Origin of the sequence: Cronobacter sp. HA18003, assembly GCF_011605905.1 — a bacterium.
Taxonomy (GTDB): Bacteria; Pseudomonadota; Gammaproteobacteria; order Enterobacterales; family Enterobacteriaceae; genus Cronobacter; species Cronobacter sakazakii.
Genome location: NZ_JAANQO010000011.1, coordinates 226,767 through 248,800, shown reverse-complemented (window position 1 = coordinate 248,800; position 22,034 = coordinate 226,767). Strand labels below are relative to the sequence as shown.

Here is a 22,034-nt window from a genome sequence, read left to right as displayed (position 1 = left end):
GGGCGCTTAGTCTTTGTCTATACGGCTGGCGACAGCACCCTGCTGATCGCGGTATTTCGCATCCTGGCGACGGTTGTAAGGCCGCGCCGCCGGGCCGGAAAGCGGCTCGAAACTGAGCGCGCCTATCAACATGCCTGGGCGCAACGCCAGGGGCAACTTACCTGAATTATAGAACTCCAGCACAATACAGCCCTGCCAGCCTGGATCGATACGGTGCGCGGTCACGTGCACCATCAATCCAAGCCGCGCCAGTGACGAACGACCATCGAGCCAGCCGACCAGATCCGCCGGCAGCGTGACGGACTCATAGGTCACCGCCAGCGCCAGTTCGCCCGGATGCAGGAAAAACGCTTCGCCGTCGTTAAGCACGATTTCATCGCTCATCACGCGATCGAGCGCCGCGCTCACTTCATCTTTCGGGCCGCTTAAATCGATATACGCAGCGGTATGGCCGCGGAAGGTGCGGAATTTATTGCCAAGACGCACATCCACCGTGGCGCCGTTAATGCGCTCCACCGGCGGACGCGGGGTAATCGCCAGTCGGCCTTCATCCAGCCAGGCTTCAATATCTCGGTCACAAAGACGCATTACACTCTCCTGATGTGTTCAGGCTTCCGGCATATGCCGAAAGCCTGAGGGTAACTTCTGGAACGGTACACGCAAAACGCAGCTTATTCAAAGAACTGGCTGATTTTCGCCTTGAGAATATCGATAGCGATGCGGTTTTTACCTCCGCGCGGCACGATGATATCGGCGTACTGCTTGGAAGGATCGATAAATTGCAGGAACATCGGGCGCACCGTTTTCTGATACTGCGTCATCACAGAATCCATAGAACGGCCGCGCTCGTTGACGTCACGCTTAATGCGGCGCATCAGGCAGATATCGAGCGGGGTATCGACGAAAATCGAGAAATTCATCTCTTCACGCAGACGCGCGTCGGTGAGCAGCAGGATCCCTTCCAGAATAATCACCTTTTTCGGTTCGATATGTACCGTCTGCGCGGTACGGGTGTGCTCCACGTAGCTGTAAACCGGCAGCTCGATGGGTTTACCTGCTTTCAGCATTTGCAGGTGTTGAAACAGCAGGTTGTGATCCATCGCGTTCGGATGGTCGTAGTTGGTTTTAACCCGCTCCTCCATGGACAGATGGCTTTGATCCTTGTAATAGCTGTCTTCTGGAATAACACCAATGTGTTCATCACCGACCTGCTCACGCAGCTCCCGATAGAGGGTACTTGCGATAAGGCTTTTACCTGAAGCCGATGCGCCGGCGATGCCGATGATGACGCATTGATGGGACTTGTCAGTCATAAATTAGCGACCTGGTTTACATAATAAAGAGAAAAGGAAGGGTGACGCCGTCGCGTCAGACGCGGCAATTATAGGGATTTCACGAAATTGATACCAGTCGATGCTGCAATCGTGAGAATAAGTGCGCAAATTCTGTCGCGCATGGCAGGTGAAAAGCCCTGTTTTTGGCTGCGCAAACAGGGATTAAGCGAGGCGCAAACGGAGCGGTGCGCTTTTTATTATTCACCACAGTTAATTTATGAGCAGACGCCATAGGAATTGTAAATTGTTTGTACTAGCATAACCGAAACATTTTTCCTGATGCGTTCGGGTATTGCACCTGACGGCAATGCCTATGCGGATTATGTGGTAATGATTAAAAAAAAGAACAAGCAGGAGCTGGCGGCCACGCCGCATCCTTTGCTGCGCTTAGTCAGTCTTGGCTTGCTGACTTATATTTTTACGCTCTTCTCGCTTGAGCTGACGCTATTCGACACGCTGCTGGCCCCGCTGTGGTTCCCGACCTCTATTATGATGGTGGCGTTCTTTCGCCACGCCCTGCGCCTGTGGGTGCCGATCGCGCTGGTCTGCGGCGCAGGCACGGTGCTCGCGACGCTGACGCTCTTCCCGCCTGGGCACCTTGAGCTTTCATATACCGCGATAAACATCGTCGAAGCGCTGGTGGGCGCCATACTGCTGCGCAAACTGCTGCCCTGGTATAACCCGCTTAAAAACTTAAATAACTGGCTGCGGCTGGCATTCGCCAGCGCCGTGGTGCCGCCGCTGGTGGGTGGCTTATTGCTGGCGGCCATCAGCGAGGGTCACGTGACGCTGCGCCTGGCGCTGGTGTGGATCTTATCGGAAACCATCGGCGCGCTGGCGCTGGTGCCGCTCGGCCTGCTGTTTAAAGCGCGCTATCTGTTGCGCCACCGCAGCCCCCGCCTGCTGGCCGAAAGCCTGGCGACGCTGTGCGTCACGCTGCTGTGCAGCTGGCTCGCGCTCCACTATATGCCTTGGCCGTTTACTTTTGTGATTGTGCTGCTGATGTGGAGCGCCATCCGCCTGCCGCGCCTGGAGGCGTTTACCGTCTTTCTCGCCACTGTCATGATGGTTTCTTTCGTTATTGCCACTAACCCCGCGCTGCTGGATTTGCCCCATCAGGGCATGGTGGTCAACGCGCCGTGGCTGCCGTTTTTGATGATTCTGCTGCCCGCGAACGTCATGACCATGGTGATGTACGCCTCGCGCGAAGAGCGCAAGCTGATTACCGAGAGCGAAACGCGCTTTCGCAACGCGATGGAGTATTCCGCCATCGGCATGGCGCTGGTCTCCACAGAAGGCGGCTTTTTGCAGGTCAACAAGGCGCTCTGTAACTTTCTCGGTTATACGCCTGAGCAACTCGCGCACATGAGCTTCCAGCAGCTCACCTACCCTGAAGATCTGCATGCCGATATGGAACAGGTGGAGAAGCTGCTGAACGGCGAAACGAACAACTACTCGCTCGAAAAACGCTACTACACCCGCGCGGGCGATGTGGTGTGGGCACTGCTGGCGGTCTCTATCGTGCGCCAGCGCGACGGCTCGCCGCTCTATTTTATCGCCCAGGTGGAAGATATTACCGAACTCAAGCGCACCGAATGGGTGAACAAGCGCCTGATGGAGCGCATCACGCTTGCCAACGAAGCGGGTGGCATCGGCATCTGGGAGTGGGAGCTTGGCACCGACGTGCTCGCCTGGGATCAGCGCATGTTTGAGCTTTACGAAGTGCCACCGCATACGCGCCCCACGTATCAGCTGTGGAAATCGCGGCTGCTGAAAGAAGATGTCGCCCACGCGGAAGCCACGATTCAGGAGGCGCTACGCGCGCGCATGCCGTTTAAACTTGAGTTTCGCATTCAGGTGAAAAACGGCGTTCGCCACATTCGCGCGCTCGCCAACCGCGTGCTCAATAAGCAGGGCGAAGTGGAGCGTCTGCTCGGCGTGAATATGGACATGACCGAGGTGAAACAGCTCAACGAGGCGCTGTTCCAGGAGAAAGAGCGCCTGCATATCACGCTCGATTCCATCGGCGAAGCGGTGATTTGTACCGATGTCGATATGAACGTCACCTTTATGAACCCGGTCGCCGAGAAGATGAGCGGCTGGCGTCAGGAAGAGGCGATTGGTCAGTCAATCCTGACGATTTTGCGCATCACTTTTGGCGATAACGGCCCGCTGCTGGACGATATTCACAGCGGCGAAGCCACGCACGCCGGGACCGGCATTGAACAGGACGTGGTGCTGCACTGCCGCAGCGGCGGTAATTACGATATCCATTACACCATCACGCCGCTCAGCACGCTGGAAGGGGAAAATATCGGCTCGGTGCTGGTTATCCATGACGTGACCGAGTCGCGCAAAATGCTCCGCCAGCTGAGCTACAGCGCCTCGCATGACGCCCTCACCCATCTCGCCAACCGCGTCAGTTTTGAGACGCACCTCAAGCGGTTACTGCAAAGCGTCAGCGACACCCATCAGCGCCACGCGCTGGTCTATATCGATCTGGATCGTTTTAAAGCGGTGAACGACTCGGCCGGACATGCGGCGGGCGATGCCCTGCTGCGTGAACTGGCCTCGCTGATGCTGGGAATGCTGCGCACCACCGACGTGCTGGCGCGTCTCGGCGGCGATGAGTTCGGCCTGCTGCTGCCGGATTGCAGCCTGGAGAACGCCCGCACTATTTGCGAGCGCATCGTGGCGGCCATCAACGAATACCCGTTTGTCTGGGAGAGCCGCCTGCACCGCATCGGCGCCAGCGCCGGGATCACGATTATCGACGCCTCGAATAATCAGGCGCAGGACGTGATGTCGCAGGCGGATATCGCCTGTTATACCTCGAAAAACGCCGGGCGTGGCGTGGTGACGGTCTACGAGCCGCACCAGCAACAACTCCACAGCGGCCGCGGCACGCTGACTGCCCAGGAGCAGCAACGCATGATCAATGAGCATCATCATGTCCTGATGGTGCGCCCCGTCGCCTCACCACGTGTGCCGGAAAGCGCCAGCTTCTGGCTGCTGTCGCTGCGTCTGTGGACCAGTGAAGGCGAAATGATAGAAGAGCACAGCTTCCGCGCGGGGCTTAACGATCCTGAGCTGATGCAGGCGCTGGATACGCGCATGATGACCGATTTCTTCCGGGATCACGCCGCCAGCGTGGCGCAAAAAGGCGTCGGCGTGGCGCTCACGCTCTCCGGCGCGACGCTGTTAAACGCGCAGCGTCTCGATGCGCTGCTGGCGCAGCTCGCCGCGAGCCCGCTGCCGCCGCGCCTGCTGCATCTGGTTATCGATAGCGATGTGCTGATGCAGGATACCACGCAGGCGCGCCGTCAGCTGGCGCGCCTGCGTGAAGCGGGCTGTCGGGTTGTACTGAGCCATATCGGTCGAGAGCTGGAGGTTTTTGAACATCTCTCCGCCTCGTGTGCCGACTACATTATGGTGGCAAGCGATCTGGTGGCCGACGCCCATGCCAGCCTAATGGACGAAATGCTGCTGACGATTGTGATGGGTAACGCGCGCCGCCTCGGCCTGCAAACTATCGCCGGGCCTGCCGACCAGCAGTCGTTGCTGGAAACGCTCGCGAATGTCGGCATCGATCTGGTGTTTGGCGAAACGGTGGCCCAGACGCAGGCGCTGAGCGCGCGTCTTGCCACCAGCTATTTCGCTATTCACTGACTGGCGTCTGCCACGCCGTGACGTACCAGACGTGCAGGAGCGCGTAGGTGCGCCACGGCTGCCAGCGCGCGGCATAGCGGCGAATTTGCGCAGGCGTCATCGGCGCGAAACGCTGCTTAATCAGATAGTCGTCCGGCAGAAAAATATCCGGTGCCTGCCAGCCGCGCATCGCGAAATAATTTGCAGTCCAGGGGCCGATACCTGGCAGTAGCGTCAGCGCTTTCACGCCCGCGGCGACATCGGACGGACAGGTGAGCGGAAACCGCCCGGCCAGATGTTCATGGGCGAGCTTGATAAGCGCCCCGGCGCGCATCAGCGGCATGCCGAGCGCTTTCAGCGTCGCAGGCTCGGCGCGCGCCATCTCCTCAGGCGTCGGAAACCGCCAGCCGGTACCATCTTCAAGCGGCATCCCCACCGCCTGCACCACTTTGCCGGTCAGCTTCGCCGCCATCGCCACGCTCACCAGTTGCCCGAGAATCGCGCGCACGCCCTGCTCAAACATATCCACCGACCCCGGCAGCCGCAAGCCTGGTCTGTCGGCGGCGAGCGGCCCGAGCGTCTCCAGCATGGGCGTCGGGTCGAAACGCAGATCGAAGAGCCGCATCACGCGCGCCTGCACCTCTTCCGCCACCGGCAGCAGGCCGTCGCTCATCTCAAGCGTCACCATTGCGTGCGCCGGGTGCGGCGTGACGCTAAACCAGCCCTGATACCCGCCGATAGCCAGCGTGCGTCGGTAGTGGTTTTCGCTCACATCTTCAATGCCCGCCACGGCACGATCGCCCAGAAAGCGTAACATCCACGGCCAGTCGTAAGGCGGCTGATAGCGAAGCGTAAACATAGCGTCTCCTTTGTTTTTGATTTCTAAAGCTTAATCGCTACGCCCTTTTTTTGCCTTGCGCAGTTATTCCATTTGCCGCCGACGCGACATTTCGCTAAAGTCGCCCCCCTTCTTCACGGCATGGGGAATATGTGAATGTTTATCGGTTTTGACTACGGCACCGCCAACTGTTCTGTCGCGATGATGCGTGACGGCGTGCCGCAAATGCTGCCGCTTGAGCAGGGCTCGACGCTGCTGCCGTCCATGATTGGCGCGCCGGTGCGCGAGGCGGTAAGCGAATGGCTGTATCGCCATCAGAATGTCGAGGCGAGCGGCGCGGAAACGCAGGCGCTGCTGCGCCGCGCGGTGAGCTATAACCGCGAAGAGAGCATCGACGTGACGCCTGGCAGCGTGCAGTTCGGGCTCAGCGCGCTGCGCCAGTATATGGACGACCCGGAAGAGGTCTGGTTCGTGAAATCGCCGAAGTCGTTTCTCGGTGCCAGCGGGCTGAAGCCGCAACAGGTCGCGCTGTTTGAAGATCTGGTTTGCGCGATGATGGTGCATATTCGCCAGACGGCGCAGCAGCAGGCGGACGCGGAGATAGACCAGGCGGTGATTGGCCGTCCGATCAACTTCCAGGGGCTCGGCGGCGATGACGCCAACCGTCAGGCGCAGGGGATCCTCGAGCGCGCGGCGCACCGCGCTGGTTTTCGCGACGTGGTGTTTCAGTATGAGCCGGTCGCGGCTGGTCTCGATTTTGAAGCCACATTGAGCGAAGAGCAGCGCGTGCTGGTCGTGGATATCGGCGGCGGCACCACCGACTGTTCGCTGCTGCTGATGGGCCCGCAGTGGCGCGCGCGCCGCGACCGCGATCAAAGCCTTCTCGGTCACAGCGGTTGCCGCGTGGGCGGTAACGATCTGGATATCGCGCTGGCGTTTAAACAGCTGATGCCGCTGCTCGGCATGGGCGGCGAAACCGAAAAAGGCACCGCGCTGCCGGTGCTCCCATGGTGGAACGCCTGCGCGATTAACGACGTGCCAGCGCAGAGCGAGTTCTACAGCGCCGCCTGCGGACGCCTGCTGGCGGATTTAGCCCGCGACGCCCGCGAGCCGCAAAAAGTGGCGCTACTGCAAAAAGTGTGGCGGCAACGCCTGAGCTACCGTCTGGTGCGCGCGGCGGAAGAGAGCAAAATCGCGCTCTCGCAGTCCCCGCTCTGCCAGACCGCGCTGCCGTTTATTGAGCCGCAACTGAGCCAGGAAATTACACAGCAGGCGCTCGCGCTGGCGCTCAACCCGCCGCTACAGCGTATCCTTGAGCAGGTGACGCTGGCGCTTGAGGCAAGCAACGAGCGCCCGGATGTTATTTATCTCACCGGCGGCAGCGCGCGCTCGCCGCTCATCCGCGAGGCGCTGCAGGCGCAACTGCCAGGCATCCCGGTACAGGGCGGCGACGATTTCGGCTCCGTCACCGCGGGCCTTGCGCGCTGGGCGCAGGTGGTGTTTCAGTAACCGGCGCGGTCAGACGGGGATCACTTTGCTGCCTTCGGGCAGCTCTATCAGTAAAGAGAGCTTGCCGCCCAGCGCTTCGACGTAGCGCTTGAGCGTCAGCAGTTTAATCTCCTTACCGCGCTGCTCAATGGCGGCGATAGCGGGCTGCGTCACGCCCATTATCTCCGCCAGTTGCTGCTGCGAAAACGCCCGCGCTTCGCGAATGCGCGGCAGGCCGTGCTCCAGCGCGATTTCGTCTGCCATGCGCAGGATTTCTGCCTGCCGTTCCGGGGAAAAGCCCGCCATTACGTCATCAAGAGTTTTCATTTCGTCTCTCCATCGCTTGCACATGCGGGAAGAATTCTTCTTCAGCCTGCCTGATTAAGGCGTCATAAAAATGTTTCTGGCTCCGTTTATTGCCTGCGCAGAGCACAACGGCCTGACGTTCAGCGTCAAACGCAAAAAAAACGCGCCAGGGTTCGCCGCCATACTGCACACGTAGCTCTTTCAGGTTGGGATAACGCGAACCTTTCACCGTATCGACCAGCGGGCGTCCGACAAGCGGGCCGGAATAACGTAAGTTCCATAAGAGCGCGGCGATACGATCCTGTAATCCTTCGGGCTGCTGTTGATACCAGTCGTTAAAACGATCGGTAAAAATCACCGTCCATGCCATACCCATCCCTCATAAACTATAGTTTATATCCACAGATAAAACCATACTTTAAAAGCGGTTTTATGAGCCCACCAGAGAGAGATACAAGCGCTGCGAGACGTCTCGTAAAACCTGAGCGATTCAGACAGTTCTAAACGGTGTTTCATATTTCCTCCATCTTTCTGCGGTCAGGGCTGACTAAACTTGTATCATTACGCCTAATCGTTTCAGGAAAAGAAGACGTACTGCTTATGAAAAGCACGGTTAAAAAGCGCGGGTGGGTCATCGCTGGCATCGTGGTCGTGGCGATTGCCGCGCTCCTCTACTGGCGTAACGCCGCCACGGATGCACCATCAGGTAAAACGACACACGCAGGCGGTCGCGCCGCGATGCGCATGGGCGGCGCACAAGCCCCAGTACAGGCCGCCACCGCGCGCAGCGAGGCGGTGCCGCGCTATCTCACAGGGCTTGGGACTATCACTGCCGCGAACACCGTCACGGTGCGTAGCCGCGTGGACGGTCAGCTAATGGCGATTCACTTTAAAGAGGGCCAGCAGGTAAAAGCGGGCGATCTGCTCGCGGAAATCGATCCGAGCCAGTTTAAAGTGGCACTCGCGCAGGCCCAGGGGCAGCTCGCCAAAGACCGCGCGACGCTTGCCAACGCCCGTCGCGATCTGGCGCGCTATCAGCAGCTCGGGAAAACGAACCTGGTTTCACGCCAGGAGCTTGATGCCCAGCAGGCGCTGGTCAGCGAAACCGAAGGCACGCTGAAAGCCGACGAAGCCGCCGTCGCCAGCGCGCAGTTGCAGCTCGACTGGAGCCGTATCACCGCGCCGATTGACGGGCGTGTCGGCTTAAAACAGGTCGATATCGGCAACCAGATCTCCAGCGGCGACACCACCGGCATTGTGGTGCTGACCCAGACGCACCCGATTGATCTGGTCTTTACCCTGCCGGAGAGCGATATCGCCGCCGTGATGCAGGCGCAAAAGGCGGGGAAAGCCCTGACGGTGGAAGCCTGGGATCGCACTAACAGCACAAAGCTCAGCACCGGTGAGCTGTTAAGCCTGGATAACCAGATAGACGCCACCACCGGCACGATTAAGCTCAAGGCGCGCTTTGCCAATGAGGATGACGCGCTGTTCCCGAACCAGTTCGTTAACGCCCGCATGTTGATTGATACGCAGCAGAACGCGGTCGTGATCCCGACCGCCGCGTTGCAGATGGGCAACGAAGGCCACTTTGTCTGGGTGCTGAACGACGACAACAAAGTGAGTAAGCACACCGTCACGACCGGCATTCAGAACAGCGAAACCGTAGTGATCACCGCAGGCCTTTCCGCAGGCGATCGCGTGGTGACGGACGGCATCGACCGCCTGACCGAAGGCGCGAAGGTGGATGTAGTAGAAGCGCAAACGGCCACGGATAACGCGAAGCCTGAACGCGGCGAGCGCAGCCCAACCGACAGCGCCCGCGCAGCCAAAGGAGCGCGTTCCTGATGCAGGTGTTACCTCCGAGCGCCACCGGCGGGCCGTCCCGCCTGTTTATTCTGCGCCCCGTGGCCACCACGCTGCTGATGGTGGCTATTCTGCTTGCAGGCATCATCGGCTATCGCTTTTTGCCGGTCTCCGCCCTGCCGGAAGTGGACTATCCGACGATTCAGGTCGTCACGCTCTACCCTGGCGCCAGCCCGGATGTCGTGACGTCGGCTATCACCGCGCCGCTGGAGCGCCAGTTCGGCCAGATGTCGGGCTTAAAGCAGATGGCTTCGCAAAGCGCGGGCGGCGCGTCGGTAGTCACATTACAGTTTCAGCTCACGCTGCCGCTGGATGTCGCCGAGCAGGAGGTGCAGGCCGCCATTAACGCCGCCACCAACCTGCTGCCGGACGATCTCCCTAACCCGCCCGTTTACAGCAAAGTGAACCCGGCGGACCCGCCAATCATGACGCTTGCGGTCACCTCATCGGCGCTGCCGATGACCCAGGTGGAAGATATGGTGGAAACCCGCGTCGCGCAGCGTATCTCGCAGGTGACGGGCGTGGGCCTCGTGACGCTCTCCGGCGGCCAGCGTCCGGCGGTGCGGGTGAAACTGAATGCGCAGGCGCTGGCGTCGCTGGGCATTGACAGCGAAACCGTGCGCACCGCCATCACCAGCGCAAACGTCAACTCGGCGAAAGGCAGTTTCGACGGCCCGGAGCGCGCGGTGACGCTCTCCGCCAACGATCAGATGAAATCCGCCGACGAATACCGCAACCTGATCATCGCCTATAAAAACGGCGCGCCGGTGCGCCTTGGCGACGTGGCGACGGTGGAGCAAGGCGCGGAGAACGCCTGGCTTGGCGCATGGGCCAATAAACAGCCCGCGATTGTGATGAACGTCCAGCGCCAGCCGGGCGCTAACATCATCACCACCGCCGAAACCATTCAGAAACTGCTGCCGCAGCTTACGGAAAGCCTGCCGAAATCGGTGCAGGTGAAAGTGCTGACCGACCGGACCACCAATATCAGCGCGTCGGTCAACGACACGCAGTTTGAACTGATGCTGGCGATAGCGCTGGTGGTGATGATCATCTACCTGTTCCTGCGCAACATTCCGGCGACCATTATCCCGGCGGTGGCGGTACCACTGTCGCTGGTCGGCACCTTTGCGGTGATGGTGTTTCTCGATTTCTCCATCAACAACCTGACGCTGATGGCGCTGACCATCGCCACCGGGTTCGTGGTGGATGACGCCATCGTGGTGATAGAAAATATCTCGCGCTATATCGAAAAAGGCGAAAAGCCGCTGGCCGCCGCGCTCAAGGGCGCAGGCGAAATCGGCTTTACCATTATCTCCCTGACGTTCTCGCTGATAGCCGTGCTGATCCCGCTGCTGTTTATGGGGGATATCGTGGGCCGTCTGTTCCGCGAATTCGCAGTGACGCTGGCGGTGGCGATTTTGATCTCCGCTGTCGTCTCGCTGACGCTGACGCCAATGATGTGCGCGCGCATGTTAAGCCATGAATCGCTGCGCAAACAGAATCGCTTCTCGCGCGCCTCAGAACGTGTGATCAACCGGGTGATCGCCCGCTACGGCCAGCTTCTGAAGCGCGTGCTGAATCACCCGTGGCTGACGCTCGGCGTCGCGCTTGGCACCCTGGCGCTGACGGTGCTTTTGTGGATTTTCATCCCGAAAGGCTTTTTCCCGGTGCAGGACAACGGCATCATCCAGGGCACATTGCAGGCACCGCAGTCGGTGTCGTTCGCCAGCATGGCCGAGCGCCAGCGCGCGGTGGCGGATGTCATTCTGAAAGATCCGGCGGTAGAGAGCCTCACCTCGTTTGTCGGCGTCGATGGCACGAATCCGTCGCTTAACAGCGCACGGCTGCAAATCAACTTAAAACCGCTCGATGACCGTGACGACCGCGTGCAGACGGTGATTGCGCGCCTTCAGGAGGCCGCGAGCCGCGTGCCGGGTGCCACGCTCTACCTGCAACCGATTCAGGATCTCACCATCGACACCCAGGTGAGCCGCACGCAGTATCAGTTCACGCTCCAGGCCAATTCGCTGGAGGCGCTCAGCACCTGGGTGCCGAAGCTTATCGCCCGGCTGCAAACGCTGCCGCAGCTCGCGGATGTCAGCAGCGACTGGCAGGACAACGGTCTTGTGGCTTACGTGAATGTGGATCGCGCGAGCGCCAGCCGTCTTGGCATCAGCATGAGCGATGTCGATAACGCGCTCTATAACGCCTTTGGCCAGCGCCTTATCTCAACCATCTATACCCAGGCCAACCAGTACCGCGTGGTGCTGGAGCATAACACTACCGCCACGCCGGGCCTGGCGGCGCTCGACGGTATTCGTCTTGCCAGCAGCGATGGCGGCATGGTGCCGCTCAGCGCCATTGCGAAGGTCGAGCAGCGCTTCGGGCCGCTTACGATTAACCATCTCGATCAGTTCCCGTCGACGACTATCTCGTTTAACGTGCCGGACGGCTATTCGTTGGGCGACGCGGTAGACGCCATCACTCAGGCGGAAGCCGATCTGGCGTTCCCGGCTGAGATAACGACCCAGTTCCAGGGCAGCACCCTCGCCTTCCAGGCGGCGCTTGGCAGCACGCTCTGGCTGATTCTGGCGTCGGTGGTGGCGATGTACATCGTGCTCGGCGTGCTGTATGAGAGCTTTATCCACCCGATTACCATTCTCTCGACGCTGCCCACCGCAGGCGTTGGCGCGCTGCTGGCGCTGCTTATCGCCGGTGCCGAGCTGGATGTCATCGCCATCATCGGCATTATTCTGCTGATAGGCATCGTCAAGAAAAACGCCATCATGATGATCGACTTTGCGCTGGCCGCCGAGCGTGAACAGGGCATGACGCCGCGCGAGGCCATTTACCAGGCGTGTCTGCTGCGTTTTCGGCCCATCCTGATGACCACGCTCGCCGCCCTGCTCGGCGCGCTGCCGCTGATGCTCAGCACCGGCGTCGGCGCGGAGCTGCGCCGTCCGCTCGGCATCGGCATGGTCGGCGGCCTGCTGGTAAGCCAGGTGCTGACGCTCTTTACCACGCCGGTAATTTATCTGCTGTTCGACCGCCTCGGCCACGCCGTGCGCCGCCGTCTGCCCGCGCGTGAAGAGGAGGCGTAAGTGAAGTTTTACGCGCTCTTTATCTACCGCCCGGTGGCGACGATCCTGCTCTCCATCGCCGTGACGCTCTGCGGCGTGCTTGGCTTCCGACTGCTGCCGGTGGCCCCGCTGCCGCAGGTCGATTTCCCGGTCATTATGGTGAGCGCGTCGCTGCCGGGCGCGTCTCCGGAGACGATGGCGTCGTCGGTCGCGACACCGCTTGAACGCTCGCTCGGGCGCATCGCGGGCGTCAACGAGATGACCTCCACCAGCTCGCTTGGCAGCACGCGCATTATTCTGGAGTTCAATTTTGACCGCGATATCAACGGTGCGGCGCGCGACGTGCAGGCGGCGATCAACGCCGCGCAAAGCCTGTTGCCGAGTGGAATGCCTTCGCGTCCGACGTATCGCAAAGCGAACCCGTCCGATGCGCCGATCATGATCCTTACGCTCACCTCGGACACCTTCTCCCAGGGCGAGCTTTATGACTACGCCTCGACGCAGCTTGCCCAGACCATCGCCCAGATTGACGGCGTGGGGGATGTCGACGTGGGCGGCAGCTCGCTGCCCGCCGTCAGGGTGGCGCTCAACCCGCAGGCGCTCTTTAACCAGGGCGTCTCGCTGGATACGGTGCGCAGCGCCATCAGCAACGCCAACGTGCGCCGTCCGCAGGGGGCGATAGAAGACGCGCAGCGCCGCTGGCAGTTGCAGACCAATGATGAGCTCAAAACCGCTGCCGAGTATGAGCCGCTGATCGTTCACTATAACAACGGCGCGGCAGTGCATCTGCGCGACGTGGCGACCGTGACCGATTCGGTGCAGGATGTGCGCAACGCGGGCATGACCAATGCCAAACCGGCCATTTTGCTGATGATCCGCAAACTGCCGGAAGCCAATATTATTGAGACGGTGGACCGCATCCGCGCCGCGCTGCCGGAGCTGCGCGACACCATCCCCGCCGCCATCGACATGCAAATCGCGCAGGATCGCTCGCCGACCATTCGCGCGTCACTGGCGGAAGTGGAGCAGTCGCTGGCGATATCGGTCGGCCTGGTGATTCTGGTGGTGTTCCTGTTTCTGCGCTCCGGGCGCGCAACGCTCATTCCTGCCGTCGCGGTGCCAGTATCGCTTATCGGCACCTTCGCCGCCATGTATCTGTGCGGTTTCAGCCTGAATAACCTCTCGTTAATGGCGCTGACTATCGCCACCGGGTTTGTGGTGGATGACGCCATCGTGGTGCTGGAGAATATCTCGCGCCACCTTGAGGCGGGCGTCAAACCGCTTCAGGCGGCGCTCCAGGGCGTGCGCGAAGTGGGCTTTACGGTGCTCTCCATGAGCCTGTCGCTGGTGGCGGTCTTTCTGCCGCTGCTGCTGATGGGCGGGCTGCCAGGGCGGCTGTTCCGGGAGTTTGCCGTGACGCTCTCGGTCGCCATCGGCATTTCACTGGTGGTGTCGCTGACGCTCACGCCGATGATGTGCGGCTGGCTGCTGAAGGCCAAACCGAGTGAAGAGACCCGCAGTCGCGTCGGCATCAATCGCCTGTTGCTGGCGCTGCAGGGCGGATACGCCCGCTCGCTCGGCTGGGTGCTGAACCACGCCCGGCTGGTCGGGCTGGTGCTGCTCGCCACCATCGCGCTGAACGTCTGGCTCTATATTTCCATTCCGAAAACCTTTTTCCCGGAGCAAGACACCGGGCGGCTGATGGGCGGCATTCAGGCCGACCAGAGCATCTCGTTCCAGGCGATGCGCGGCAAACTGCAGGATTTCATGAAAATCATTCGCGAAGATCCGGCGGTGGATAACGTTACCGGCTTTACCGGCGGCTCGCGGGTGAACAGCGGCATGATGTTTATCTCCCTCAAGCCGCTCGGCGAGCGTACGGAAAGCGCCCAGCAGGTGATTGACCGGCTGCGTAAAAAGCTTGCGCGTGAGCCGGGCGCGAGCCTATTTTTAATGGCGGTGCAGGATATCCGCGTCGGCGGGCGGCAGTCGAACGCCAGTTATCAGTACACCTTGCTGTCTGACGATCTGGCGGCGCTGCGCGAATGGGAGCCGAAAATCCGCCAGGCGCTCGCGAAACTGCCGCAGCTCGCCGACGTGAACTCCGATCAACAGGACAACGGCGCGGAGATGAGCCTGGTCTATGACCGCGAATCGATGGCGCGGCTTGGCATCAGCGTGCAGGACGCCAACAGCCTGCTGAATAACGCCTTCGGCCAGCGCCAGATTTCGACCATCTACCAGCCGCTTAACCAGTACAAAGTGGTGATGGAAGTTGACCCGCGTTACACCCAGGATATCAGCGCGCTCGATCAGATGTTCGTGATGAACAGCGAAGGCAAGCCGATTCCGCTCTCGTGGTTTGCGAAATGGCAGCCCGCCAACGCACCGCTGTCGGTTAACCATCAGGGGCTGTCGGCGGCGTCGACCATCGCGTTTAACCTGCCGACCGGCGTGTCGCTCTCGGAAGCGAGCGACGCCATCACCCGCACGATGACCTCGCTTGGCGTGCCGTCGTCGGTGCGCGGCAGCTTCGCTGGTACGGCGCAGGTATTCCAGGAGACGATGAATTCGCAGGTGATCCTCATTCTCGCGGCCATCGCCACGGTCTATATCGTGCTGGGGATGCTGTATGAGAGTTACGTGCATCCGCTGACCATTCTCTCCACGCTGCCATCGGCGGGCGTCGGCGCGCTGCTGGCGCTGGAGGCGTTCGATGCCCCGTTTAGCCTCATCGCGCTTATCGGTATTATGCTATTGATTGGTATCGTGAAGAAGAACGCGATAATGATGGTGGACTTCGCGCTGGAAGCCCAGCGCAGCGGCCAGCTCAGCGCCCGCGACGCCATTTTCCAGGCCTGCCTGCTGCGTTTTCGCCCGATTATGATGACGACGCTGGCGGCCCTGTTCGGCGCGCTGCCGCTGATGATCGCAAGCGGCGACGGCGCGGAGCTACGCCAGCCGCTCGGCATTACGATTGTCGGCGGGCTGGTGATGAGCCAGTTGCTGACGCTCTATACCACGCCGGTGGTCTATCTCTTCTTCGACCGACTGCGCCTGCGTTTTACGCGCCGGGCGAAACCTGAGGACACCCTGACCGCGAGCGAATAATTTATGACCGACCTGCCCCAGAACGTGCGCTGGCAATTGTGGATCGTCGCCTTCGGCTTTTTTATGCAGGCGCTGGATACCACTATCGTCAATACCGCTCTCCCCTCAATGGCCGCGAGCCTCGGGGAGAGCCCGCTGCGGATGCACATGGTTATCGTCTCTTATGTGCTGACGGTGGCGGTGATGCTGCCCGCGAGCGGCTGGCTGGCGGATCGCGTCGGGGTGCGCAACATCTTCTTCACCGCGATTGTGCTGTTCACGCTCGGCTCGCTGTTTTGCGCGCAGTCCTCAACGCTCAATGAGCTGGTGGCGGCGCGCGTGTTACAGGGCATCGGCGGCGCGATGATGGTGCCGGTCGGCAGGCTGACGGTGATGAAAATCGTCCCGCGCGATCAGTACATGGCGGCGATGACATTTGTGACGCTCCCCGGCCAGGTGGGGCCGCTGCTCGGCCCGGCGCTCGGCGGGCTGCTGGTGGAGTACGCCTCCTGGCACTGGATCTTTTTAATCAACCTGCCGGTGGGCATTGCCGGTGCCGCCGCGACGCTCTGGCTGATGCCGAACTACACCATGCAGACGCGGCGCTTCGATTTCTCCGGCTTTCTGCTGCTCGCCTTCGGCATGGCGGCGCTGACGATTGCGCTTGACGGCTATCGCAGCACTGGTCTTTCCCCAGCCGGGCTTGGCGCGCTGGTGGCGGGCGGCAGCGCGGCCACGCTGCTTTACCTGTGGCATGCGCGCGGCAACGAGCGGGCGCTGTTCAGTCTGCGGCTTTTCAATACCCGCACCTTTTCACTGGGGCTGTTCGGCAGCTTATGCGGGCGCATCGGCAGCGGGATGCTGCCGTTTATGACGCCGGTTTTTTTACAGATTGGCCTCGGCTTCTCCCCGTTCCACGCCGGCCTGATGATGATGCCGATGGTGCTTGGCAGTATGGGGATCAAACGCATTGTGGTGCAGGTGGTAAACCGCTTTGGCTACCGCCGGGTGCTGGTGGCCTCGACGCTTGCGCTTGCGCTCGTGACCCTGCTGTTTATGGGCGTGGCGCTGGCGGGCTGGTACTGGCTGCTGCCGGTAGTCATGCTTTTTCAGGGGATGGTGAATTCGGTGCGTTTCTCGACGATGAACACGCTGACGCTTCGCGATCTGCCCGATGAGATGGCGAGCAGCGGCAACAGCCTGCTGTCGATGGTGATGCAGCTCTCGATGAGCCTTGGGGTGAGCATCGCGGGTCTGCTGCTTGGCGCGTTCGGGCATAACCAGCTCGCAGCGGACAGCGGCGACGCCCACGGCATCTTTTTCTGGACCTATTTGTGCATGGCGCTAATTATCGCCCTGCCGGCGCTGGTCTTCGCCCGCGTCCCTGACGATATCAGTAAAAACGCCGTCATCGCGCGGCGCAAAAGGAGTGCTTCATGAGGTTCTGGCGGCCCGGCATTACGGGCAAGCTGTTTTTGGCCATTTTCGCCACCTGTATTCTGCTGTTGATTACGATGCACTGGGCGGTGCGCTTTAGCTTCGAGCGCGGCTTTATCGACTACATCAAACACGGTAACGAACAACGTCTGGCCCTGTTAAGCGACGCGCTGAGCGAGCAGTACCAGCAGCACGGCGACTGGGGATTTCTGCGCCATAACGATCGCATGATATTCCAGATTTTACGCTCTTTTGAACGGGAGAACGCCCACGACGGCCCGCCGCCGCCAGACCGAGGGCCGCCGCCCCACATGCCGCCGCACGGCTGGCGAACGCAGTTCTGGGTGGTGGACGCCGAACAAAATGTGCTGGTCGGCCCGCGCTCGCCGGTGCCGCAGGATGGCGCGCGGCGCGCGATTGTCGTTGACGGCAAACGCGTCGGCTGGGTAATCGCCTCGCCGGTGGAGCGGCTGACGCGCAGTACCGATATCAATTTCGATAAACAGCAGCGGCGCACCAGCTGGCTTATCGTCGCGCTCTCGACGCTGCTCGCGGCAGCCGCCACCTTGCTGCTGGCACGCGGCCTGCTGGCCCCGGTAAAACGACTGGTGGAAGGCACACACCGCCTGGCGGCGGGCGATTTTACTACCCGCGTCGTCGCCACCGGGCAGGATGAGCTGGGCCGACTGGCGCAGGATTTCAACCAGCTCGCCAGCACGCTTGAGAAAAACCAGCAGATGCGCCAGGCATTTATGGCGGATATCTCCCATGAGCTGCGCACGCCGCTGGCGGTGCTGCGCGGCGAGCTGGAGGCGATTCAGGACGGCGTGCGCCAGTTTACGCCGGAGTCGGTCGCCTCGTTGCAGGCCGAAGTGGGCACGCTGACCAAACTGGTGGATGACCTGCACCAGCTGTCGCTCTCTGACGAAGGCGCGCTCGCCTACCAGAAAAAGCCGCTGGAGATCGTGACGTTGATAGAAGTGGCTGCGGGCGCGTTCCGCGAGCGCTTTGCCGCGCGCGGGCTGACGCTGAATCTGTCGATGCCGGAAAACGTGACGCTCTTTGGCGATCGCGACCGGCTGATGCAGCTTTTTAATAATCTGCTGGAAAACAGCCTGCGTTACACGGACGCGGGCGGCGGATTACTGATTCAGGGTGAGCGTCAGGCGCAGCGTTTCGTGCTGCGGTTTATCGACAGCGCGCCGGGCGTGAGCGATGAGCAGCTGTCAAAATTGTTTGAGCGCTTCTACCGCGCGGAAGGCTCGCGCAACCGCGCCAGCGGCGGCTCGGGCCTCGGCCTTGCCATCTGCGCCAATATCGTGGCGGCGCATGGCGGGACGATTAATGCCGATCATTCATCATCAGGCGGTGTTAGCATCACCGTATCCTTACCGCTTGATGCCGTACTTCCGGGAGACGTATGACAGAGTTACCGATTAACGATAAAACCCCGCGCATTCTGGTTGTCGAGGATGAGCCAAAACTCGGCGCGCTGCTGGTGGATTACCTGCGGGCGGCCAGCTACGCGCCGACGCTGATTAACCACGGCGATCAGGTGTTGCCCTATGTGCGCCAGACGCCGCCGGATTTAATCCTGCTGGATCTGATGCTGCCCGGCACCGACGGGCTGACGCTGTGCCGCGAAATTCGCCGCTTCTCGGAAGTGCCGATTGTGATGGTGACCGCCAGAATCGAAGAGATAGACCGCCTGCTGGGGCTTGAGATCGGTGCCGATGATTACATCTGCAAGCCGTTTAGCCCGCGTGAGGTGGTGGCGCGCGTGAAAACCATTTTGCGCCGCTGCAAGCCGCAGCGCGATCTGCAGGCGCAGGATGCCCAAAGCCCGCTGATTATCGATGAAGGGCGTTTTCAGGCGAGCTGGCGGCAGAAGCCGCTCGACCTGACGCCAGCCGAATTCCGTCTGCTGAAGACGCTTTCCGGCGAGCCCGGCAAAGTGTTTTCGCGCGAGCAGTTGCTGAATCATCTGTATGACGATTACCGCGTGGTGACTGACCGCACCATCGACAGCCATATCAAAAACCTGCGCCGCAAGCTGGAAGCGCTGGACGACGAGCAGCCGTTTATCCGCGCCGTCTATGGCGTGGGCTACCGCTGGGAAGCCGACGCCGGTCGGGTGGTGTAGAGGTTACGGCTGGCGGGTGCGGGTTGCATGGCGGGTGCGCTGCACGTGACCGGTTTTTCGTAGGGCGGGTAAGCACAGCGCACCCGCCTCACGTCCATAAGCCCCATAACGGTTTGCACGCCCAGGCCGCGGGCGCTACAATTCCCGCCCTTAACGTGGGGGTAAACGTGCCCCCGACCGCTTCGCCGTTGAAGCGGGTCTGACCTGTCATCAGAACGAGTTCAACATGTTTAAACCAGAATTACTGTCGCCTGCGGGAACGCTGAAAAATATGCGTTACGCCTTCGCCTATGGTGCCGACGCCGTATACGCCGGCCAGCCGCGCTACTCGCTGCGCGTGCGCAATAACGAATTCAACCACGAGAATTTGCAGCTCGGCATTAATGAAGCCCATGCGCTTGGCAAAAAATTCTACGTCGTGGTTAACATCGCGCCGCACAACGCCAAGCTGAAAACATTTATCCGCGATCTCAAACCCGTGGTGGAGATGGGCCCGGATGCGCTGATCATGTCCGATCCGGGGCTTATCATGCTGGTGCGCGAGCACTTCCCGCAGATGGATATTCACCTTTCGGTACAGGCCAACGCGGTGAACTGGGCGACGGTAAAATTCTGGCAACAGATGGGCCTGACGCGCGTCATTCTCTCCCGCGAACTGTCGCTTGAAGAGATTGCGGAAATTCGCGAGCAGGTGCCGGAGATGGAACTGGAGATTTTCGTTCACGGCGCGCTCTGCATGGCCTATTCCGGCCGCTGCCTGCTTTCCGGCTACATCAACAAGCGCGACCCGAACCAGGGCACCTGCACCAACGCCTGCCGCTGGGAATATAAGGTGCAGGAAGGTAAAGAGGACAGCATCGGCAATATCGTGCATATCCACGAGCCTATCCCGGTGCAGACCGTCGAGCCGACGCTTGGCATCGGCGCGCCGACCGATAAAGTCTTTATGATTGAAGAGGCGCAGCGCCCCGGCGAATACATGACCGCGTTTGAAGATGAACACGGTACCTACATCATGAATTCCAAAGATCTGCGCGCAATTCAGCACGTCGAGCGCCTCACGAAGATGGGCGTTCATTCGCTGAAAATCGAAGGCCGCACCAAATCGTTCTACTACTGCGCGCGTACCGCTCAGGTTTACCGTCGCGCCATTGACGACGCCGCCGCCGGTAAACCGTTCGACCCGAGCCTGCTTGAGACGCTCGAAGGGCTCGCGCACCGCGGCTATACCGAAGGTTTTCTGCGTCGTCACACCCACGACGATTATCAGAACTATGACTATGGCTACTCGGTATCGGACCGCCAGCAGTTTGTCGGCGAATTTACCGGCGAGCGCAACGGCGCGCTGGCTGCGGTGGCGGTGAAAAACAAATTTTCCCTGGGCGACAGCCTGGAACTGATGACGCCACAGGGCAACGTCAGCTTTACGCTTGAGCATATGGAAAATGCGAAAGGCGAGAAGATGGAGGTGGCACCGGGAGACGGATATACCATCTGGATGCCGGTTCCTGAGGATTTAGCACTGGAGTATGCGCTGTTAATGCGTAATTTCTCTGGCCAGACCACCAGAAATCCACACGGTAAATAATTTATAGGGGTTATTTTTACCGCGCGAATGTTTCTTCGAATGGGATCACAAACCGTTATGTTTAAAGCGGTTATCATCCCCGGCGCTGAAAAACATAATCCATAAATGCCCGTTGTACCAGGAACCACCTCCTTCAGCCTGCGTAATCTCCCTTACGCAGGCTTATTTTTTTGTCCTTTCAGCCAGTTCTTAAGCGACTCGCCAGACTCTGCGATAAACTCTCTGAATCCGTATTCAAAGGAGTGTATTCATGTCCCGTTCCGCTGGTTCTTTTCTGATATTAAATGGTAAAAGCGCTGATAATGAGATCCTGCGCGGCAGCGTGAAGCTGCTGCGTGACCAGGGCCACCCGATAGAGGTGCGCGTGACCTGGGAGAAAGGCGATGCGGCGCGCTATGTCAGTGAGGCGGCGGACCAGGGCGCGCAGACGGTCATTGCGGCAGGCGGCGACGGCACCATTAATGAAGTGGCGGCGGCGCTGGCGGGTGTCACGCAGGAAAAACGTCCGGCGCTCGGCCTGTTGCCGCTCGGCACCGCGAACGATTTCGCAACCAGCGCGGCCGTGCCGGACGATATCGAACTGGCGCTGAAGCTGGCCATTGAAGGCCGCGCGGTGCCGATTGATATTGCGCACGTGAATGATAAAACCTGGTTTATCAATATGGCGACGGGCGGTTTCGGTACGCGCATCACCACTGAAACGCCGGAGCGCTTAAAAGCCGCGCTCGGCGGGGTGTCGTATCTGATCCACGGGCTGATGCGTATGGACGCCCTGAAAGCGGATCGCTGTGAAATTCGCGGCGAGAATTTTCACTGGCAGGGCGACGCGCTGGTTATCGGCATCGGTAACGGGCGGCAGGCGGGCGGCGGTCAGGAGCTGTGCCCGGAGGCGCTGATTAACGACGGGCTGCTGCATTTGCGGATTTTTACCGGCGAAGAGTTGCTGCCTGCGCTGTTTACCACGCTGACGCAGCCGGAAGAGAGCCCGAATATTATCGATGGTGCCTCGCCCTGGTTTGAGATAACCGCGCCGCATGAGATTACCTTTAACCTCGACGGCGAGCCGCTGAGCGGACAGCATTTCCGCATTGTGGTTGAGCCCGGCGCGCTGCAGTGCCGCCTGCCGCCGGATTGTCCGCTGCTTAAGTAAAGGAATGTGTGGCATCGCGATTTTCGGGACGGCGGGTGCGCTACGCTTACCCGCCCTACCAGA

General features: G+C 60.5%; 15 protein-coding genes. 10 read left to right on the top strand and 5 right to left on the bottom strand.

Annotated features, from left to right (window positions below; all coding sequences use genetic code 11):
• Nucleotides 1–6: 6 nt before the first annotated feature.
• Nucleotides 7–588: a dCTP deaminase gene (gene dcd, locus G6041_RS02135; RefSeq protein WP_004386756.1), complete on the bottom strand. Its 582-nt coding sequence runs from the start codon at nucleotides 586–588 to the stop codon at nucleotides 7–9.
• An 83-nt stretch (nucleotides 589–671) separates the two neighbouring features.
• A complete protein-coding gene (gene udk / locus G6041_RS02130) occupies nucleotides 672–1,313 on the bottom strand; it encodes a uridine kinase (RefSeq protein ID WP_004386755.1) in 642 nt (213 codons plus the stop codon).
• A gap of 300 nt (nucleotides 1,314–1,613) precedes the next feature.
• Between udk and G6041_RS02125 the strand changes: the two genes are divergently transcribed.
• Nucleotides 1,614–5,003 (top strand): diguanylate cyclase, encoded by a 3,390-nt coding sequence (locus G6041_RS02125; RefSeq protein ID WP_012124318.1) that lies wholly within the window; start codon nucleotides 1,614–1,616, stop codon nucleotides 5,001–5,003.
• Here G6041_RS02125 and alkA read toward each other — a convergent pair.
• On the bottom strand, nucleotides 4,993–5,841 hold the full coding sequence (gene alkA, locus G6041_RS02120) for a DNA-3-methyladenine glycosylase 2 (RefSeq protein ID WP_012124317.1): 849 nt from the start codon (nucleotides 5,839–5,841) through the stop codon (nucleotides 4,993–4,995). The genes G6041_RS02125 and alkA overlap by 11 nt on opposite strands.
• A 135-nt stretch (nucleotides 5,842–5,976) precedes the next feature.
• Between alkA and yegD the strand changes: the two genes are divergently transcribed.
• Nucleotides 5,977–7,329: a molecular chaperone gene (gene yegD, locus G6041_RS02115; RefSeq protein WP_012124316.1), complete on the top strand. Its 1,353-nt coding sequence runs from the start codon at nucleotides 5,977–5,979 to the stop codon at nucleotides 7,327–7,329.
• 9 nt (nucleotides 7,330–7,338) lie between these two features.
• Here the strand turns inward: yegD and G6041_RS02110 are convergent, their stop codons facing one another.
• Both G6041_RS02110 and G6041_RS02105 read right to left on the bottom strand, forming a co-directional pair.
• A complete protein-coding gene (locus tag G6041_RS02110) occupies nucleotides 7,339–7,635 on the bottom strand; it encodes a helix-turn-helix domain-containing protein (RefSeq protein WP_004388209.1) in 297 nt (98 codons plus the stop codon).
• On the bottom strand, nucleotides 7,622–7,984 hold the full coding sequence (locus G6041_RS02105) for a type II toxin-antitoxin system RelE/ParE family toxin (RefSeq protein WP_046377190.1): 363 nt from the start codon (nucleotides 7,982–7,984) through the stop codon (nucleotides 7,622–7,624). Before G6041_RS02105 ends, G6041_RS02110 begins: the two co-directional genes overlap by 14 nt.
• Nucleotides 7,985–8,214: 230 nt before the next feature.
• On the opposite strand from G6041_RS02105, the gene G6041_RS02100 reads away from it, so the two are divergent.
• From G6041_RS02100 to yegS, 8 genes are all read left to right on the top strand, one after another.
• The gene (locus G6041_RS02100) at nucleotides 8,215–9,462 is read left to right on the top strand and encodes an MdtA/MuxA family multidrug efflux RND transporter periplasmic adaptor subunit (protein WP_004388207.1); all 1,248 of its coding nucleotides are present in this window, start codon (nucleotides 8,215–8,217) and stop codon (nucleotides 9,460–9,462) included.
• Nucleotides 9,462–12,584: an MdtB/MuxB family multidrug efflux RND transporter permease subunit gene (locus G6041_RS02095; protein WP_012124312.1), complete on the top strand. Its 3,123-nt coding sequence runs from the start codon at nucleotides 9,462–9,464 to the stop codon at nucleotides 12,582–12,584. Before G6041_RS02100 ends, G6041_RS02095 begins: the two co-directional genes overlap by 1 nt.
• Nucleotides 12,585–15,674 carry a multidrug efflux RND transporter permease subunit MdtC gene (gene mdtC, locus G6041_RS02090; protein WP_054628505.1) on the top strand — a complete coding sequence of 1,030 codons (3,090 nt, stop codon included), beginning with the start codon at nucleotides 12,585–12,587 and terminating at the stop codon, nucleotides 15,672–15,674. It abuts the gene before it with no gap.
• A 3-nt stretch (nucleotides 15,675–15,677) separates the two neighbouring features.
• A complete protein-coding gene (locus tag G6041_RS02085) occupies nucleotides 15,678–17,093 on the top strand; it encodes an MFS transporter (protein WP_012124310.1) in 1,416 nt (471 codons plus the stop codon).
• Nucleotides 17,090–18,514: a two-component system sensor histidine kinase BaeS gene (gene baeS / locus G6041_RS02080; RefSeq protein ID WP_007902990.1), complete on the top strand. Its 1,425-nt coding sequence runs from the start codon at nucleotides 17,090–17,092 to the stop codon at nucleotides 18,512–18,514. Before G6041_RS02085 ends, baeS begins: the two co-directional genes overlap by 4 nt.
• Nucleotides 18,511–19,233 carry a two-component system response regulator BaeR gene (baeR, locus tag G6041_RS02075; protein WP_004388202.1) on the top strand — a complete coding sequence of 241 codons (723 nt, stop codon included), beginning with the start codon at nucleotides 18,511–18,513 and terminating at the stop codon, nucleotides 19,231–19,233. Before baeS ends, baeR begins: the two co-directional genes overlap by 4 nt.
• Before the next feature lie 226 nt (nucleotides 19,234–19,459).
• Nucleotides 19,460–20,821, top strand: a complete 1,362-nt coding sequence (gene trhP / locus G6041_RS02070; RefSeq protein ID WP_004386535.1) for a prephenate-dependent tRNA uridine(34) hydroxylase TrhP — start codon at nucleotides 19,460–19,462, stop codon at nucleotides 20,819–20,821.
• Between the two features lie 250 nt (nucleotides 20,822–21,071).
• Nucleotides 21,072–21,971, top strand: coding sequence for a lipid kinase YegS (gene yegS, locus G6041_RS02065; protein ID WP_012124309.1), 900 nt, complete (start codon nucleotides 21,072–21,074; stop codon nucleotides 21,969–21,971).
• Nucleotides 21,972–22,034 lie beyond the last annotated feature (63 nt).